This is a genomic window from Kribbella sp. NPDC058245 (assembly GCF_042882005.1).
Taxonomy (GTDB): Bacteria; Actinomycetota; Actinomycetes; order Propionibacteriales; family Kribbellaceae; genus Kribbella.
On sequence record NZ_JBHVWY010000001.1, the window covers coordinates 699,172 to 716,117 of the forward strand.

Consider the following 16,946-nt stretch of genomic DNA (forward strand, 5'->3'; position numbering starts at 1 on the left):
GAGCCCTGCGGAGTGGTTGTTATCACTCTGCGTGCTGTTCGTAATGATCAGCTACTCGTTGCTCTTTGTTACCGGGTGGCGGTCTTCCTTGCGGTAACCGCCTCTGTTCACATCAACGAGCCCCTCTACAGGGGGTTACGAGGTTCCGAAGAAAAATCCAAGAACTTTCTCCGAGCCCTTGCGGCGGTCGCTGAGAGTTGCTGTGACGCGGACCGCAGCCGCACCGTACCGGCCTGCCCTAGGGTGAGCCGACCCCCCGTCCGGATCAGGCAGGAGAACCATGGGCGACATCGTGGACGTGGCACGTGAGCAGGTGCTGGAGCAGGGCATCGGTCTGCGGCAGGAGCAGCTCGTCGAGGTGCTGCAGACGCCGGACGACCGGCTGCCGGAACTGCTCGCGCTGGCGCACGACGTCCGGGTGAAGTGGTGCGGCGAGGAGATCGAGGTCGAGGGGATCATCTCGCTGAAGACCGGCGGGTGCCCCGAGGACTGCCACTTCTGCTCGCAGTCCGGCCAGTTCACCTCACCGGTGCGTGCGGTCTGGCTGAACATCCCCGAGCTGGTCCAGGCGGCCAAGGAGACAGCAGCGACCGGTGCGACCGAGTTCTGCATCGTCGCGGCGGTCCGGGGTCCGGATGCGCGGCTGATGTCGCAGGTGAAGGCCGGCATCGAGGCGATCAACGCTGCGGTCGACATCAACATCGCCTGCTCGCTGGGCATGCTCACGCAGGAGCAGGTCGACGAACTGAAGGCGATGGGGGTGCACCGGTACAACCACAACCTGGAGTCGGCGCGCTCATACTTCCCGGACGTCGTCACCACGCACTCCTTCGAGGAGCGCTGGGACACCTGCCTGATGGTCCGCGAGTCCGGCATGGAGCTCTGCTGCGGCGGACTGGTCGGCATGGGCGAGACGCTGGAGCAGCGGGCCGAGCTGGCTGCGCAGCTGGCCGAGCTGGAGCCGCATGAGGTCCCGCTGAACTTCCTGAACCCCCGGCCGGGGACGCCGTTCGGCGACATGGAGGTGATGGACGGCAAGGACGCACTGCGGACCATCGCCGCCTTCCGGCTCGCCATGCCGCGCACAGTGCTCCGGTACGCCGGGGGCCGCGAGCTGACCCTTGGTGATCTGGGGACGCGGGACGGACTGCTCGGTGGAATCAACGCGGTCATCGTCGGCAACTACCTGACCACGCTGGGCCGCCCGGCCACTGCTGACCTCGACCTGCTGGCCGAGCTCAAGATGCCGGTCAAGGAGCTTCAGAAGACGCTATGACGTTCTGCAGTCACTGTGGGCGCGCTGAGACCGACGGCAGTCACGAGGACTGCCGACGGTCGCTGGTGATGGAACCACCGCGGTATTGCGCCGAGTGCCGCCGACGGATGGTGGTGCAGGTCCACCCGATGGGGTGGACCGCCCGCTGCTCCGTCCACGGCACTCTGGCTGGCTAATGCGTCCGAGGGGCTGGTTAGCGCCTGCGTCCGAGGGGCTGGTTAGCGGACCGCGTCTGAGGCTGCGACGACGTCGACGAGGCCGTGGCCCTTGTCGTACGACGTTGTGCCGCCGCCTCGGCTGTCGGGCTCGTAGGCCGCGCCATTGGTGTACTTGTGCGCCGTTGAGATCAGTGCGGTCTCGATCTGGGCCGGAGTGGCCGACGGGTTCGCCTGGAACAGCTGGGCGACGATCCCGGCGATGTGCGGCGCGGCCATCGACGTACCGCTGATGGTGTTGTAGTTGCCGCCGTCCAGTGGAGCCAGGCCCGTGGTGCAGATCGGCAGGTAGATGCGGCAGGACGAGGTGATGTCCTCACCCGGTGCCGACAGGTCTGGGTAGGTGGACTGGGTGCCGTTCAGACCGCGTGAGGAGAAGCTGGAGACCTGTCCGTCCCGGGTGCCGGTGGCGAGGTCGTAGTACGACGCGACCGACAGGATGCCCCCGGTCGGGTCCTGGCCGGGCGGGTTGGTCAGCGACGTGGTTCCGTCACCGCCGTCATTGCCGGCGGCCCAGACGGTCACGACACCCTCAGAGGCCAGTGCACGCTGGAGTTTGACGGTGGCCGAGTTCGGGTCGAAGGCGCCGCCGCCGGTCGGGCCGTAGGAGTTGTTGGTGACCTTGATCGGCGGGCACTTGCTGACTGGCACTCCAGCACCACAGGGCGCCGCATGGTTCTCCAGCACCCAGTTGAGTGCCGCATCCGCGCCGACGATCAGCAGGGCTGCACCGACCGACACCGAAACCAGTGAGGCACCAGGTGCGGCTCCTTGCAGCTTGGTGCCGTCGGCCAGGGTCACCTTGCGGCCGGCCACGATGCCGTTGACGTGCGTACCGTGACCGCCCAGCGACAGCAGGTCGGTGTCCAGCGAGCCGGCATCCATCGGGAGGCAGAGTGTCTCGGACAGCGGGTCGCAGACGATCTTGAGGTTCTTGACGACCGCTGAGCTGCCGTCGGCCTTCTTGAAGAACGGGTGCGTCGGGTCGACGCCGCTGTCGATCACCGCGACGCTCACGCCACTACCGTCCAGGGCAAGGCCGTTGGCCCCGGTCCGGGTGTCTGCGGCCTCCGCGCCGCGGGTGGCGAGATGTGAGGTCGAGGTGCTGACCTGGATCGGCTGGTTGCCCTCGAGGTAGGTGACGCCGGGCTGGGTGCGGGCGGCGAGGATCTGCGAGCGGGTGCCTTCGGCAACCACCACACCGATCCGGTCGTACGACGAGAGCCGGTGCAGGCCAGCGGCCTCGACAGCCGCGTCGGCGGCGGCCAGATCGGTGCCGTGGACAAGGAGGGTGGTCCGCTGCAGCTTGCTGAGCTGCTGGCTCAGAAAGCCTTGTACTGGTGCGGAATTCTGGGCTTGGGCATGGACCGGAGTGCTGATGGTCAGTGCCAGCAGACTGACTGCGGCTGCGGCGATCAAGGGGCGGGATCTGCGCATGAGTGCTCCTCACAAAGGCCTGACAACGTGGGCGGGTTACGGCCAGTAGCGATTGCTGGGCTCAATGTAGGGGTGCACAGACGTCCACGGAAGTGATTCGCGCAACGTCAGAACTATCAGATCGCAGTGATCTGCGATGCTTCGGAGATCACGGATTCGGGAGGCGTAGTGACACGGTCGGTCGATGAGTGGCTGGAGCGGGACGCTCAGCTGCTCTGGCATCCGTACTCGTCGCTGAGCGAGCCCTCTCCGGTGCGGCTGGTCCGGGGAGCCTCCGGTGTGCGGCTGCAGTTCGCTGACGGGGTTGAGGCGATCGATGCGATGTCCTCCTGGTGGAGCGTCATCCACGGCTACCGGCACCCGGTTCTGGACGCTGCGCTGAAGAGCCAGGTCGAAGACTTCAGCCACGTGATGTTCGGTGGGCTGACGCACAAGCCTGCGATCCGCCTGGCGGAGCGGTTGGTCGAGATCACGCCGGCTCCGCTTGAGCACGTGTTCTTCTGCGACTCCGGCTCGGTGTCGGTCGAGGTAGCGATCAAGCTGGCGCTGCAGTGCCAGGTGGCTCGTGGGCACATCGGGCGGACGCGGATGCTGACTGTGCGCGGCGGGTACCACGGCGACACGTTTGCACCGATGAGCGTCTGTGACCCGGTTAACGGGATGCACTCACTCTTCACCGGGGCTCTGCAGGAGCAGGTGTTCGGCCCGCAACCACCGGCCGGATTCGACCGCCCTGCTGACGATCCGGAGCTTCAGGCCTGGGCTGCGGCCATGGCTGCGGTTGCCGCCGAGCAGGCTGATGAGATCGCCGCGATCGTGGTGGAGCCGATTCTGCAGGGCGCAGGTGGCATGTATGCCTACAGCCCGGCCTGTCTGCGCGTCCTGCGTGCGCTGGCGGACCAGCATGGGTTCCTCTTGATCCTCGACGAGATCGCCACTGGGTTCGGTCGGACCGGAACGCTCTTTGCATCGGAGCATGCAGACGTCGCCCCGGACATCATGTGCGTCGGCAAGGCGCTGACTGGCGGCTATCTGACGCTGGCAGCGATGCTCTGTACGGCGGAGGTCGCGCAAGCGGTTTCCAACGGCCCTGGTGGGGCTTTGATGCACGGGCCGACGTTCATGGCCAATCCGCTCGCTTGCTCGGTGGCACTCGCGTCGATCGACCTGCTGCTGTCTCAGGACTGGGCTGCGCGGGTTGCTCAGATCTCTGCCGGTCTGACGGCCGGACTGGCTCCGGCGGCCGAGTTACCTGGAGTGAAGGACGTTCGCGTGCTCGGTGCGGTCGGTGTGGTCCAGTTGGCTGGCCCTGTGGACATGGTGCGGATGACGGACGCCGTACTGCGGCGTGGGGTCTGGGTGCGTCCGTTCCGGGATCTCGTCTACACGATGCCGCCGTACGTGTGCACAGAGTCAGAGATCGCGACCATCACCTCGGCGATCACCGATGCGGTGCGAGAGGTCGGCTGATGCTCTCGGAGTGGCTTGAACCCAAGGCAGCGGCACTCGAGGTCCGTGGACTGACCCGACGGCTCCGTGCCCGGGCTGCCGACGAGGACATCATCGACTTGGCCGGTAACGACTATCTGGGTCTGTCCCGAGACTCCCGCGTCATCGAGGCCGCTGCTGAAGCAGTCTGCCGCTGGGGGACCGGCGCGACGGCTTCACGGCTCGTGACCGGTACGACGACGTTGCATGAGGAACTGGAGTCCGCTCTGGCGGCGTATGCCGGTCACGCCGCCGGACTGGTGTTCTCGTCGGGCTACCTGGCGAATCTGGGTGTGGTCACCGCGCTAGGCGGCCCGGGGACGCTGCTGGTGACGGACGAGCACGTTCACGCGTCACTGATCGACGCGACGCGGTTGGCGCGGTCGCGGGTAGAGGTCGTTCCGCACAACGATGTCGACGCGGTCACCAAGGTGCTTGCCGAGCGCAACGAACCGCAGGCGGTGGTGGCGACTGAGTCAGTCTTCAGCGTGCTCAGCGACGAGGCGCCGCTGGCTGCTCTGGCCGACGTCGCGGCGGCACAGAACGCCGTACTGCTGGTGGATGAGGCGCACGGGCTCGGTGTGACTGGCGATGGGCATGGCTCTGTGCATGCGGCTGGGCTGGCGGGGCTGGACCATGTGATCGTCACCATGACGCTGTCCAAGGCGCTGGCGTCGCAGGGTGGCGTCGTACTCGGTCCGGCGATCTTGCGCGAGCATCTGATCAACCGGTCCCGGCCGTTCATCTATGACACGGCTCTGACCCCGGCGTCCTGTGCTGCGGCGCTAGCCGCGCTCAACGTGCTCGTTGCCGAGCCGGACCGGGCTGCAGCGGTTCACTCGGTCGCTGGTCGGCTGGCTGCGGCCTGTGGGGTCCCAGTGGCGGCAGGACCGGTCGTTTCGGTTCCGATGCCCGGTCCGCGAGAGACTGTCCGGGCGGCGGAGTTTTGCCGGGACAATGGCGTACTGGTCGGCAGTTTCCGGCCGCCGTCGGTCCCGGACGGCATCAGCCGGCTCCGCCTGACTGCCCACGCCGGTCTGTCCGACGACGAGCTGGCCAGGGCCTGCGCCGTTATCAGTCAAGCCATCAGCGAGGTTTCATGATCACCATCGTCACCGGTACCGACACCGGCGTCGGCAAGACCGTCGTCACCGCCGCACTCGCCGTCCGCGCTGCCGTGCACGGCAAGGTCGCGGTCGTGAAGCCGGCCCAGACGGGCGTCGGCCCGGACGACCCCGCCGACCTGGACGACGTCAACCGCCTCACCGGCATCACCACCCTCTACGAAGGGGTCCGACTCCGGGACCCGCTGGCGCCGACCACCGCTGCGCGCCGCCAGGGCGTTCCGCTGCCGACAGCCGAGATCCACGCCAAGTCCGTCGACGGCCTGTCCGCCACGCACGAGAACGTGATCGTTGAGGGCGCTGGTGGGCTGCTGGTCGGTCTGGACGCCGAGGGCGGGACGCTGATCGACCTGGCGAAGGCACTGACCAAGCCGTTCAACTTCGTGGTCGTGACCCGTGCTGGCCTGGGCACGCTCAACCACACCGGTCTGACCGTCGAAGCGCTGCGAGCGCGCGGTCTGCCGGTCGAGGGGCTGATCATCGGCTCCTGGCCGGCCGAGCCCGGTCTGGCTGAGCAGTGCAACCTCGAGGACCTGCCGGCCACCACTGGGCTGAAAGTGCTCGCCCGGATCCCTGCTGGTGCCGGTGACTTCGACCAGGAGACGTTCACGAAGGCTGTGCCCGGCTGGTTCGCGTGACCGGTTGCCCGGCCCGGTACGACGCCGAGCTCGGGTACTGGGTGGTCGACGATCCGGCGCAGGTCCGCGCGGTGATGCTGGACCCGACCACGTTCCGGCCGGACAACGCCGTACTGGCGCACACGCCGTTGTCGGTGAAGGCGCTGCGGGTGCTGTCGTCGGTCGGCTTTGCGCTGCCGCCCACGCTCGCCAACAACGGTGGTGAGTCACACCGGGCAATCCGCGCCGCGGTCGCGCGCTTCTTCAGCCCTGCGCGAGTGGCAGCCGTGGAGCCCCTGACTCGATCGCTCCTGACCTCCCGTGCCGCGGCTGCCTCGTCGCGCCTCGCTGCAGGTGAGCAGGTCGACCTGGTGCAGGCCGTCGCGGCCGAGCCACCGGCTCTGGTGTTGCTGCACCTCCTCGGCCTGCGTGATGTGCCTGTGGATGCGCTCCAGGCCTGGAGCCTCGACTCACTGGAGCTGTTCTGGGGCTGGCCGGACGAGGACCGGCAGCTGGAGCTCGCTCACAGCGCGGCCGAGTTCTACGCCTGGCTGCGCATCCGGGCAGTCGCTGGCGACGACCTGTTCGGTGTTCTGGTCGAGCTAGGGCTGACCGTCGAAGAGGTGTGTGCGGTCGGTTACTTCCTGTTGATCGCCGGCCAGGAGACGACCACCCAGCTGATCTCTGCGGCCTTCCATCGGGCCCTGACGGGTGCGCCTGCGTCTGTGGAGGACGTGCTGGCCGAGGCGTCGTCAGTGCCGACCTGGCGGCGCACTACGGCTGAGGCCGCCTCCGTGGGCGACGTGGAGTTGCCGGCGGGTGCGCAGGTGCTGCTCGGGTTGAGCGGGCACGGCGGTCCGGCTGACCTGGCGTTCGGAGTGGGCATCCACCGTTGTCTGGGCGCCGGTCTGGCCCGGCTGGAGACCCGAGTGGCGCTGGAATGTGCGGCCGACCTGCTGAGCGCCGTACGGCTCAGTGAGGAGCCACCGATGATCGAGCTGCTGTCCTTCCGGGCGCCGAAGCGGCTGCTGATTACAGCCCTGCTGACCTGCACCGATACGCTTTGACGGTGGCTGAGCATGAGTTGGTCCTGGTTGTTGACTTCGGAGCGCAGTACGCGCAGCTGATCGCGCGGCGGGTGCGCGAGGCGAAGGTGTACTCCGAGATCGTGCCGCACTCGATGCCGGTCGAGGAGATGCTGGCGCGGCAGCCGAAGGCGATCATCCTGTCCGGCGGTCCCCAGTCGGTGTACGCCGAGGGAGCGCCGCGGGTCGACTCCGCGCTGTTCGACTCGGGCGTTGCGGCGTTCGGGATCTGCTACGGCTTCCAGGCGATGGCTCAGACGCTCGGTGGCGAGGTGCGCCGTACCGGACTGCGTGAGTTCGGCCGGACGCCGGTGACGGTGAGCGAGGCCGGGACGCTGCTGGCCGGTATCCCCGAGGACCTGAACGTGTGGATGTCCCACGGTGACGCGGTGCACGCGCCGCCGACCGGCTTCGCCGTACTGGCTGCTTCTGAGGGTGCACCGGTGGCGGCGTTCGAGGATGTGGATCGGCAGCTGGCCGGTGTGCAGTGGCACCCGGAGGTGCTGCACTCACAGGCCGGACAGGCAGTGCTGGAGCACTTCCTGTACGACATTGCCGGCTGTGTCGGCGACTGGACCACCACCAACGTTGTCGACGAGCAGGTAGAGCTCATCCGCCAGCAGGTCGGCGACAAGCAGGTGCTGTGCGCGCTGTCCGGTGGTGTGGACTCCGCCGTGGCCGCAGCGCTGGTCAGCAGGGCCATCGGCGACCAGCTCACCTGTGTGTACGTCGACCACGGTCTGCAGCGCGCTGGTGAGTCCGACCAGATCGAGAAGGACTTCGTCGCCGCCACCGGGACCCGGCTGGAGGTTGTGGACGCGGAGGACCAGTTCCTCGGCGCACTGGCCGGTGTCACCGACCCGGAGCAGAAGCGCAAGATCGTCGGCCGCGAGTTCATCCGCACCTTCGAGGCGACCGCCCGCAAGCTCGACGCGGACCGGCACATCGAGTTCCTGGTCCAGGGCACCCTCTACCCGGACGTCGTCGAGTCCGGCGGCGGTGCGGGCACGTCGAACATCAAGTCGCACCACAACGTCGGTGGATTGCCTGACGACCTGCAGTTCAGCCTGATCGAGCCGCTGCGCACCCTGTTCAAGGACGAGGTCCGTGAGCTCGGTATCGCCCTCGGCCTGCCCGAGACGCTGGTCTACCGGCACCCGTTCCCCGGCCCGGGTCTGAGCATCCGCATCATCGGTGAGGTCACCCGCGAGCGCCTGGACATCCTCCGCGCCGCCGACCTGATCGCCCGCACCGAGCTGACCGCGGCCGGCCTGGACCGCGAGATCTGGCAGTTCCCGGTCGTCCTGCTCGCCGACGTCCGCTCCGTCGGCGTCCAAGGCGACGGACGCACCTACGGCCACCCCGTCGTACTGCGTCCGGTCACCAGCGAGGACGCCATGACGGCGGACTGGGCGCGTCTCCCGTACGACGTCCTCGAGCGCATCTCGACGCGCATCACCAACGAGGTCGACGAGATCAACCGGGTCACCGTGGACATCACCAGCAAGCCCCCGGGCACCATCGAGTGGGAGTGACCCAGCGGCCGGCTGGCGACATTGACCTCGCGGGCTATCAGCTCTCGCTGTTGAGGCGGGTCTCCAGCGCGGTCGCAGCGTCCTGCTTGTTGGTGGTGCGGAGACGGTCGACCAGTAGGTAACCGGTGCGGTACCAGAGGTCGGAGTTGGCGGGCAGGGAGTTGAACAGGTCCTCGAGCGCCTTCTCGTCCTCGGTGCCGTGTTCGGCCAGCAGGAGCTGGGCGTTCAGGTACTGGTCCTCGAAGCCGCCGCGTTCGTAGAGGTCAGCGGCCTCGTCGGCCTGAGCAACGGCGTTGGCGCTGTCACCTTGCTGGAGGTGGATCAGCGCCAGGTCCCAGTGCGCCCCTGCGGTCTGGAAGATGACGTCCTGGTCGGCTGAGGGCAGCGCCTCCAGGATCGGACCGACGGACGTGACCAACTCGGCCGCACGGGCGTTGTCGCCGGTGTAGCGGGCGGACTGGGCGGCCAGGCGGACAGCCTGGACCTGCTGCAGGGGTGACTCGGCCGCACCGAAGTACTCGGCGGCAGCGAGGAAGATGTCGACTGCCTCGTCGTCGCGGTCCAGCTGTTCAAGCAGGATGCCCTCGTCCTGGCGCAGAGTGCCGAGCCAGGCCGGGTGCGCGTCGGGGGAGACGTCGGTCAGCAGTTCGCGGACCTTGGTCAGGGCTGACTCGTTCTCACCGAGCATCCGGTAGGAGTCGATCAGTACGCCGCGAGCGTCCGCCAGAGCGTCATCGGTCAGCACAGACAGGGATTCTTCGGCGCTCTCCGCGGCCTCCAGCGGACGGCCGGTCAGCAGGTAGGAACGGGCCAGCATCAGCTGCGAGTAGGCGACGTGAGCTTCGAGACCGGGTACGCCGGTGGCGAGGGCGACCGCCTCGATCAGATCCTCGGCCGCTTCGGCCGGGCGCTCCAGCTCGAGCCGGGTGCGTCCACGCAGGTGATGAGCGAACGAGCGCTGGGTGTCATGCGGTGAGTCGAAGGCGACGACCAGTGCGGCGTCGGCCTCCTCGAAGCGCTCCTCCTGCATCAGCAGGTTGGACAGGAGGATCGCAGTACTCGCCGCATGCTCCGGTCGGGTGTGAGCCTGCCCGGGCTCGGTCAGGACCTGGATGGCGTCGGTGAAACGGCCAGCCTGGGCGTAGACGATGCCCAGCGAGTCTCGCCAGGCCGCGCGGCGGTCCGGCTCGTCGTTCGCGATCAGCCAGCGCAGTGGCTCCTCGCCGGTGGCCAGGCCCTCATCGAGCTGGCCCTGCTCACACAGCATCCGGCCGATGCGGGCTCGGGCGCGCAGCTTCCGGACCTCGTCGCCGATCTCGTCATAGAGCGCCAGCGACTCGCTCCAGGCGGTCAGAGCCACCTGCGGGTCGTCGGCACCGGCCAGGCCGTGACCGTCGAGCAGCCGGGCGCGGTCGAGCGGAGTCCGCTCGCTCTCCGGCACCTCGCGCTCGAACGCCTCCCAGGCCGCCGCGGCATCCGCGCCCTGGAAGTTCCGCCACGCCTCTTCGGCCCGGTCGAGCCACTCCCGCCCGGACGCAGGCGGCAGCTCGACGGGCTGTTCCACCGCCGCCTGCTCAGACTGCTCGCTCTGCGCTTCCTTACGTAGCTGGGCGCGGCGGGCGGTCTCAGACAGCGGCAGGTACTCGACCCACGGCTCAGCCGTCAGCAGCTGCTGGATCTGCTCGCTGCGATGCGTAGTGCCGTTGCGGGCATCGAACTGCGCCGCCAGCTCCAGTGCACGCGCTGCGTACTGCTCGGCGAGTTGACCGGCCGGCACAGCGTCAGCCTGGGGCTGCCGGATCTGCAGGTCGCTGTCCACCCGGCTCAGCGCCAGCGAGGCGGACGCTGAGAACGCCATCTCCGCGAACGGCGAGGGCGGGTCGGCCAGCTCGGCCGCGTGCCGCTCGATCAGCTCGACCGCCTTGAGCTCGTTACCGGTCCGGGCGAGGAACTCGACGTGGTCCGCGTGCTCACTCAGCTCACCGACCCGGTTACGCAGCAGCCGGTAGGCCTTGCGGTGCGCGTCGACAGCTTCGTCGTACATGCCTTCGGCAACATATGCCGGGAGGAGCGCGGTGAGCATCTGCTGCGGTTGCTCGGCGCAGGTGAGCTGGCCGTCCAACACGTTCACGGCCAGCGCCACGGCGTCCGCCGTACGGCCGACTGAATTCAGGTGGTGCACCTTCGACGTCGGATCGCAGCCGACGCAGTCGGAGAGGTCGTCACGTGGTGCAGTCGACCAGAGACGGAACTGCTCGGCTGCAGTCTCTTCGTCACCGATGTGATGCGCGACCAGCCAGCGGTGCTGGTGCACGGCGTGCATGCTGTGCCCGCTGAGCCGCCACCGCTGCTCCATGTCGTCCAGTACGGCGTAGGCGCGGTCCAGCGGCACCTCGGGGAACTTGCTGAGGGTGCTGGGCGCGTACTTGTAGCACCAGTGGAACAGGTGCGAGTACTCGCGATACTTGTCCGGCTCCACGTCCCAGTCCGCCACACAACGAGCGAACGGCACCAGCGACTTCCGCGGCTCGCCGCCCATCACGTAGGCGGTGACGAGTGAAAGACGGCTGTAGAACGCCAGCTCCGGTTCACTGGCCGCGTCGGCCCGCCGTACGACGTCCTCGAGCAGCGCCGACCGGACCTTCCCGTACGGCGCATTCTCCGCGCGCTGGAGCAGGTCGATGAGTTCCGAGTTCATGGCGTCTGGTCCTCCGGCGTGGGGACGGCCTGGTCGAGCAGACCGAGGAAAGAGCGGTTCACAAGAGCGGAGTCGGCGGGAGTGATCGGGTGGTAGCCGAGCATCAACGCGTGCCCGTACAACCCCTCCACCGCCAGTCGGGTCAGCTCGGGATCGTTGAGCGACGCCATCCGCCGTACCAGCGGGCTGCGGTAGTTCAGGACCAGCTGGGGACGACTGTCGTCCTGAGTGTTGAGTGCACCGAGCACCTCGGACCACAGGGCGTCGGCCCGGTCCTTGGTGGCGCGGAGCTCACTCGCGAACTGGGCGGACCGGTCGATCAGGTAGAGCGCGGGCAGACCGGCCGGCTCGAAGGCCCGGACGACGACCTCGCAGCCGACCGGGTCGAGCGCGTCCTGTGCCAGCTGGACGAACGGCCGTAGCCGCAGCTCGGTGTCCGGGTCCAGACTGTCGAAGCTCGTGCTCAGCTCGGTCGGGTCGAACCGGCTCGTGCTCAGTCCGGGCACCACCTCCGGCAGCCTCGCGAGTAGCTCGCTGTCGTAGGTGTAGCCGCCGTTCACCACGGTGATCTGCTGCGCTGCGGCGACCGCTGCGAGCTGACGGAACTCCTCGACCGTGGTGACGTAGCGGATCTGGTTGGTGCGCTGCTGCAACTCGGCGGTGGTCATCCGGCCGTGGTTGGTCTCGAAACGCAGCCAGCGGTGGACCAGCTGGAGCATCTCGTCGTCGTGCAGCGCGAGCGCCTTCACGCCGAGCTGGTGGATCCCGAGGAACCGGTCCAGCTTGCCCGGGTCGGTGTTGCCGAGCCGGACCAGCCAGCCACGCAACTGGTCGCCGAGCGCGTCCCGGGTGGCCTCCAGGGCGCCGTCGTCGAACAGCGCCTCCCGGCTGGCCGTCGGGCGCAGCTCCGAGGTGTCGATGACTGCGCGGACGAAGAAGGCCCAATCGGGCAGCAGGCCCTCGACGTTCTCCGCGAGCAGCATCCGCTTCAGGTACACGCGATGCGTCGCACGCTCGGCCGGGTTCGCCGCGAACGGCAGCACGAAGGCCACACCGGTGAGTCCAGCGGCCGGATTGTTCAGGTGGATCACGTCGAACGGCGTGAACCCGAGCTTGTCCTGCGCATAGCCGACCAACTCGGCCCGCTGCATCGCTCCGGTGTTCTCCCAGGGCGCCTTGCCGTCGGTCACCTGCTCACCGTTGACGCGGATCTCGATCGGCAGCAGTGCGCCGAACAGGCGGATCAGCTCGACAACAGTCGCGGGTTTGTACCACTGCTCGGCACCACGCCGGGCCTTCAGCGTCACCGTCGTACCGGCCTCGGAGCGGTCTGCTGCGTCGGCGAGCTCGTAGCGGCCGTCCGCCGTACCGGTCCAGTGCGTGGCGGGGCCACCGGCCGGCTGGGTGACGACGTCGATCTCGTCGGCGACCATGAAGGCCGACAGTAGGCCGATACCGAACTGGCCGAGGAACTCCGACCGGGCGAACCCGATCTCGTCCCGCTTCGAGCTACGGCCGATGGTGGCCAGCAGCTCGCGCACCTGGTCCGGCAGCAGGCCGATGCCGGTGTCGGCGATGCTCAGGGCACCGTCCGAGGTCAGTACGTCGATGCGCCGCGGCGCCTCCGGATCGACGGCCTGGCGCGCGGTGATCGCGTCGACGGCGTTCTGCAGCAGCTCCCGCAGGTACACCCGCGGACTGCTGTACAGATGGTTGCTCAGCAGGTCGACGATGCCTTGGAGATCGACCTGGAAGTTCTCACTCACCCCAAACCCCCCTTGTCCGCCGCCAACCTACCCAATCACCAGTTCGGATCTCACCTGGTCTTCAGGGCGATGCCGTCGAGGAGGCGGCTGAGGCCGTAGTCGTACGACTCCGCAGCGACATCGTTGGGGCTCGCGGTGAAGCCACCCGCGTTCCAGATCGCTGTCATGGTGGGGTGCCGCTCGACGTCGAAGTAGGTCTCCCACAGGTCGGAGCGGTCGGTCCACCAGGCGTCATGGCTCTGGCCGCTGGCCCGCTCGATCAGCAGGCTCTCCGCCTGCAGACTGGCCGCGGAGTCGACGTACGTCGAGATCGCCAGTGCGGCGGTGTTCGTCTCGTGCGGTGTGAGGTTCAGTGTGCTCACAACAGCGAGCAGGTACTCGCGGCCGGCCAGCAGACCTGGTCCGGCCGGTGGGCGGATGGGGGAGACCTGCGACAGCCAGGGGTGCTGGCGGAACATCAGCTGGGTCCGCTCGGAGTACAGGTCGACCTGAGCGCGCCAGTCGTCGGGGCGGGGTTCGCCGGGACCGGGCAACGCGCGCTCGCCGAGCACCTGGTCGACCATGAGCTCCAGGAGCTCGTCCTTCGACGGGACGTAGGTGTAGAGCGTCATGGTGCCGACACCGAGCTCCTTGGCCACGCCGCCCATGGATGCGGCGCTCAGACCGTCGCTGTCGGCCAGCCGGATCCCGGTGGCGACCACCTCGTTCACGTCCAGCGACGGGCGCCGTCCGGCCCCCTTGGCCGCTGCAGCCAGCGGACGGTGGTTGCGCCAGAGCAGCGCGAGGTTGCGATCGGCCTGCGTCACAGGGCAACCATAGGCGCTGATCCGAATTCTCGTATACCCTACGGGAATTGGTCCAAGGTGAGGAGAATCGGTATGACGATCTTGGTGACTGGTGCGACGGCGAGCGTCGGACGTCTCCTGGTGGACGAGTTGGTGGCTGCTGAGGCGCCGGTGCGGGCGCTGACGAACAAGCCTGCCCGGGCGGCCCTTCCGGAGGAGGTTGAGGTCGCTGTTGGCTATCTGGGGCGACCGGAGTCGCTGCCGGCTGCGCTCCGGGGTGTCGACACGGTCTACCTGGCGCCGCTCCCGGCGTACGTGGACGACTTCGTCCGGTGCGCGCGTGAGGCCGGCGTACGGCGGGTTGTCGTGCTCTCGGGGGAGCCTGCGGACTATGAGGCGCAGGGGGATCCGGCGAGCTGGCACTACTACCGGCTGGAGAAGGCGATCGAGGAGGCGGGGTTCGAGTGGACCTTCCTGCGGCCTGGTCAGTTCATGACCAACACACTCGACTGGGCGCCGTCGATCAAGGCTGAGGGTGTGGTGCGAGCGCCGTACGCCGAGGCTGTCCAGACGCCGATCGATCTGGTCGACATCGCGGCGGTGGCTCGAGTGGTGTTGCTGGATGAGGCCTACACCGGACAGAAGCTCGTCATGAGTGGGCCGGAGGGGATCACACAGCCGCAGGAGGTTGCGCACATTGCGGCGGCACTGGGGCGGGAGGTCAAGTTCGAGGAGCTCACGCCGCAGCAGTATCTCGATCAGTTGGCGCCGGTGATCGGGCTCGAGACCGCGCAGTGGTTGCTGGACGGGTTCCGGATGATGGCCGAGCATCCGATGACGCCGGAGCGCACGGTCGCCGAACTGACCGGCCGGCCGCCGACGACGTACCGGGAATGGGTCGAGCGGAACGTGGCGGCGTTCCGCTGACTTGATTTCGGGATCGAACATGTGTTCGACTGTCTGGCATGAGATGGGCTGGTCAGCAACTCGACGCGGAGGCTCCCGGTGCGCTGCCGGGGCTGGGGTCGATCGCGGGCCTGGTGCGGTCGGTGACGACGCCGGAGTTCCGCGGGGTGACGTTCCATGAGGTGCTCGCGCGGTCGGCGCTGAACTCGGTGCCCGGTGGCGGCCTGCCGTTCGACTGGACGGTCAATCCGTATCGCGGCTGTACTCATGCCTGCCGGTACTGCTTCGCCCGGCCCACGCACATGTACCTCGAGCTCGATCAGGGCCTGGACTTCGACCGGCAGATCGTCGTGAAGACGAACGTGGCCGACGTCCTGCGGCGCGAGCTGGCGCGACCGTCCTGGGGTCGCGAACAGGTTGCCTTGGGCACCAATACCGATCCCTATCAACGGGCTGAGGGCCGCTATCAGCTGATGCCGGGAATCATCAGCGCACTCGCCTCATCCGGTACGCCGTTGTCGGTGCTCACCAAGGGGACACTGCTGCGTCGCGATCTCGACCTCTTGGTGAGCGCGGCGACGGAGGTCCCGGTCGGCATCGGGGTTTCGCTGGCGCTCGGGGACGAAGAGCTCCGGCGGCGGCTCGAACCCGGCGTACCGTCCGTGCGGGGTCGGCTGGAGTTGATTCGCTCCGTGAGTGAGGCGGGGCTGCCGTGTGGGTTGATGGTCGCGCCGGTCCTGCCGTGGTTGACCGATTCGGCCGACCAGCTCGACCACCTCTTTGGTGAGCTCGCAGCCGCCGGCGCAACCGGAGTGACCACCCTTGTCCTGCATCTCCGGCCGGGCGTGAAGGACTGGTTCATGTCATGGCTGGCGCACGATCACCCCGAGCTGGTCGGGCGGTACGAGTCGCTGTATGCGCGCGGCTCCAACGCCGCGCCCAGCTATCGCACGGCCTTCGAGCAGAAGGTGCGTCCACTCCTCGACAAACACGGCTTCGGCCGCCGCTCCCGCCATCGCGCAACCCCGAGCCCGTACGGCGTTGTCGACGCCGCCGGCCCAACCTCCGACTCCGGCTGGGGCGAACCCGCCGCCAGCCACCCCCGCTTCCGCTCACCCTCCCGGAAGCACGCACCCCGCCGCGAGCAAGTCCCAGCCCAAGACCCCCTGTTCTGACCCCGCCCGTCCAGCGCTCAGACGCCTCCCGCTGACCCGCCAGCCCCCGACCAACCCGCGCGCCCCGCGCCCGCGCGTTGCCGGGGGTGCGCACCCTGTGTGGTGGGCTTGGACAAGGTATGACCTGTGGTGGCCCACCGCTTCCTGTTCACGCCCCCGGTTGGCGGCTCGGCCGGCGGCGTACAGGGGTGGGCGATCGCCGCCGCATTGCAACGAGCGGGAGCGCGCCTTTGTGGTAATCCGCTGCCACCCGGCGGCAGCAGCTGACCACAAAGGCGCAGCGAACGTTTGCGATGAGGCCGGGTGGGTTCCTCCCCAAACCGATTTGGGGTGGATGCAGGACGGATTCGGGGGGTGGATCCTCCCCGAACCGGTTTGGGGAGCTTTACCGCGAGAGCTCGGAGCGGCACCGATCATCCGGGAACCGCCAACGTCCGAAGACACGCTGACGACGCTGTGCGGTCTTTCGGACGTTGCGGTGGGTGCGGCGCTAACGTCCGAAGACACGCTGACGACGCTGTGCGGTCTTTCGGACGTTGCGGTGGGTGCGGCGCTAACGTCCGAAGACACGCTGACGACGCTGTGCGGTCTTTCGGACGTTGCGGTGGGTGCGGCGCTAACGTCCGAAGACACGCTGACGACGCTGTGCGGTCTTTCGGACGTTGCGGTGGGTGCGGCGCTAACGTCCGAAGACACGCTGACGACGCTGTGCGGTCTTTCGGACGTTGCGGTGGGTGCGGCGCTAACGTCCGAAGACACGCTGACGACGCTGTGCGGTCTTTCGGACGTTGCGGTGGGTGCGGCGCTAACGTCCGAAGACACGCTGACGACGCTGTGCG

13 protein-coding genes are annotated in these 16,946 nt (G+C 68.1%); 9 read left to right on the forward strand and 4 right to left on the reverse strand.

What is annotated here, in order from left to right:
* Positions 1-280 precede the first annotated feature (280 nt).
* Positions 281-1,276 carry a biotin synthase BioB gene (gene bioB / locus ACFVWG_RS03470; RefSeq protein WP_391541513.1) on the forward strand — a complete coding sequence of 332 codons (996 nt, stop codon included), beginning with the start codon at positions 281-283 and terminating at the stop codon, positions 1,274-1,276.
* A 218-nt stretch (positions 1,277-1,494) separates the two neighbouring features.
* Here bioB and ACFVWG_RS03475 read toward each other — a convergent pair whose 3' ends face one another.
* Positions 1,495-2,928: a S8 family serine peptidase gene (locus tag ACFVWG_RS03475; protein ID WP_391541514.1), complete on the reverse strand. Its 1,434-nt coding sequence runs from the start codon at positions 2,926-2,928 to the stop codon at positions 1,495-1,497.
* Positions 2,929-3,096: 168 nt separating this feature from the next.
* Between ACFVWG_RS03475 and ACFVWG_RS03480 the strand changes: the two genes are divergently transcribed.
* The 5 genes from ACFVWG_RS03480 to guaA are packed head-to-tail and all read left to right on the forward strand — an operon-like array spanning position 3,097 to position 8,777.
* Positions 3,097-4,398 (forward strand): adenosylmethionine--8-amino-7-oxononanoate transaminase, encoded by a 1,302-nt coding sequence (locus ACFVWG_RS03480; protein WP_391541515.1) that lies wholly within the window; start codon positions 3,097-3,099, stop codon positions 4,396-4,398.
* Entirely contained in the window at positions 4,398-5,519 is a 1,122-nt protein-coding gene (locus ACFVWG_RS03485; RefSeq protein WP_391541516.1) for an 8-amino-7-oxononanoate synthase, read from the forward strand. Before ACFVWG_RS03480 ends, ACFVWG_RS03485 begins: the two co-directional genes overlap by 1 nt.
* Positions 5,516-6,178, forward strand: coding sequence for a dethiobiotin synthase (gene bioD / locus ACFVWG_RS03490; protein WP_391541517.1), 663 nt, complete (start codon positions 5,516-5,518; stop codon positions 6,176-6,178). The genes ACFVWG_RS03485 and bioD overlap by 4 nt, the downstream gene beginning before the upstream one ends.
* On the forward strand, positions 6,175-7,224 hold the full coding sequence (locus tag ACFVWG_RS03495) for a hypothetical protein (RefSeq protein ID WP_391541518.1): 1,050 nt from the start codon (positions 6,175-6,177) through the stop codon (positions 7,222-7,224). Before bioD ends, ACFVWG_RS03495 begins: the two co-directional genes overlap by 4 nt.
* 2 nt (positions 7,225-7,226) lie before the next feature.
* The gene (gene guaA / locus ACFVWG_RS03500; protein ID WP_391541519.1) at positions 7,227-8,777 is read left to right on the forward strand and encodes a glutamine-hydrolyzing GMP synthase; all 1,551 of its coding nucleotides are present in this window, start codon (positions 7,227-7,229) and stop codon (positions 8,775-8,777) included.
* 37 nt (positions 8,778-8,814) lie between these two features.
* On the opposite strand, the gene ACFVWG_RS03505 is transcribed toward guaA, so the two are convergent.
* Genes ACFVWG_RS03505 through ACFVWG_RS03515 form a run of 3 tightly spaced genes read right to left on the reverse strand, consistent with a single transcriptional unit; the run spans position 8,815 to position 14,047 of the window.
* Positions 8,815-11,475 (reverse strand): tetratricopeptide repeat protein, encoded by a 2,661-nt coding sequence (locus tag ACFVWG_RS03505; RefSeq protein ID WP_391541520.1) that lies wholly within the window; start codon positions 11,473-11,475, stop codon positions 8,815-8,817.
* Positions 11,472-13,241 carry an HSP90 family protein gene (locus ACFVWG_RS03510; protein WP_391541521.1) on the reverse strand — a complete coding sequence of 590 codons (1,770 nt, stop codon included), beginning with the start codon at positions 13,239-13,241 and terminating at the stop codon, positions 11,472-11,474. The genes ACFVWG_RS03505 and ACFVWG_RS03510 overlap by 4 nt, the downstream gene beginning before the upstream one ends.
* A gap of 50 nt (positions 13,242-13,291) precedes the next feature.
* On the reverse strand, positions 13,292-14,047 hold the full coding sequence (locus ACFVWG_RS03515) for a TetR/AcrR family transcriptional regulator (protein WP_391541522.1): 756 nt from the start codon (positions 14,045-14,047) through the stop codon (positions 13,292-13,294).
* 72 nt (positions 14,048-14,119) lie between these two features.
* Between ACFVWG_RS03515 and ACFVWG_RS03520 the strand changes: the two genes are divergently transcribed.
* The 3 genes from ACFVWG_RS03520 to ACFVWG_RS03530 all read left to right on the forward strand — a co-directional run.
* On the forward strand, positions 14,120-14,953 hold the full coding sequence (locus tag ACFVWG_RS03520) for an NAD(P)H-binding protein (RefSeq protein WP_391541523.1): 834 nt from the start codon (positions 14,120-14,122) through the stop codon (positions 14,951-14,953).
* A gap of 38 nt (positions 14,954-14,991) precedes the next feature.
* Complete coding sequence (locus tag ACFVWG_RS03525; RefSeq protein ID WP_391541524.1) at positions 14,992-16,107, forward strand: Rv2578c family radical SAM protein; 1,116 nt, start codon at positions 14,992-14,994, stop codon at positions 16,105-16,107.
* 334 nt (positions 16,108-16,441) lie between these two features.
* Positions 16,442-16,946, forward strand: a 505-nt coding sequence (locus tag ACFVWG_RS03530; protein ID WP_391541525.1) for a hypothetical protein, incomplete at its 3' end; no start/stop codon positions are given.

Excerpts from the sequence above, each read along its gene's own strand:
- bioB (WP_391541513.1), top strand. The coding sequence starts at position 281 with ATGGGCGACATCGTGGACGTGGCACGTGAGCAGGTGCTGGAGCAGGGC.
- ACFVWG_RS03475 (WP_391541514.1), bottom strand. The coding sequence starts at position 2,928 with ATGCGCAGATCCCGCCCCTTGATCGCCGCAGCCGCAGTCAGTCTGCTG.
- ACFVWG_RS03485 (WP_391541516.1), top strand. The coding sequence starts at position 4,398 with ATGCTCTCGGAGTGGCTTGAACCCAAGGCAGCGGCACTCGAGGTCCGT.
- bioD (WP_391541517.1), top strand. The coding sequence starts at position 5,516 with ATGATCACCATCGTCACCGGTACCGACACCGGCGTCGGCAAGACCGTC.
- ACFVWG_RS03505 (WP_391541520.1), bottom strand. The coding sequence starts at position 11,475 with ATGAACTCGGAACTCATCGACCTGCTCCAGCGCGCGGAGAATGCGCCG.
- ACFVWG_RS03520 (WP_391541523.1), top strand. The coding sequence starts at position 14,120 with ATGACGATCTTGGTGACTGGTGCGACGGCGAGCGTCGGACGTCTCCTG.
- ACFVWG_RS03525 (WP_391541524.1), top strand. The coding sequence starts at position 14,992 with ATGAGATGGGCTGGTCAGCAACTCGACGCGGAGGCTCCCGGTGCGCTG.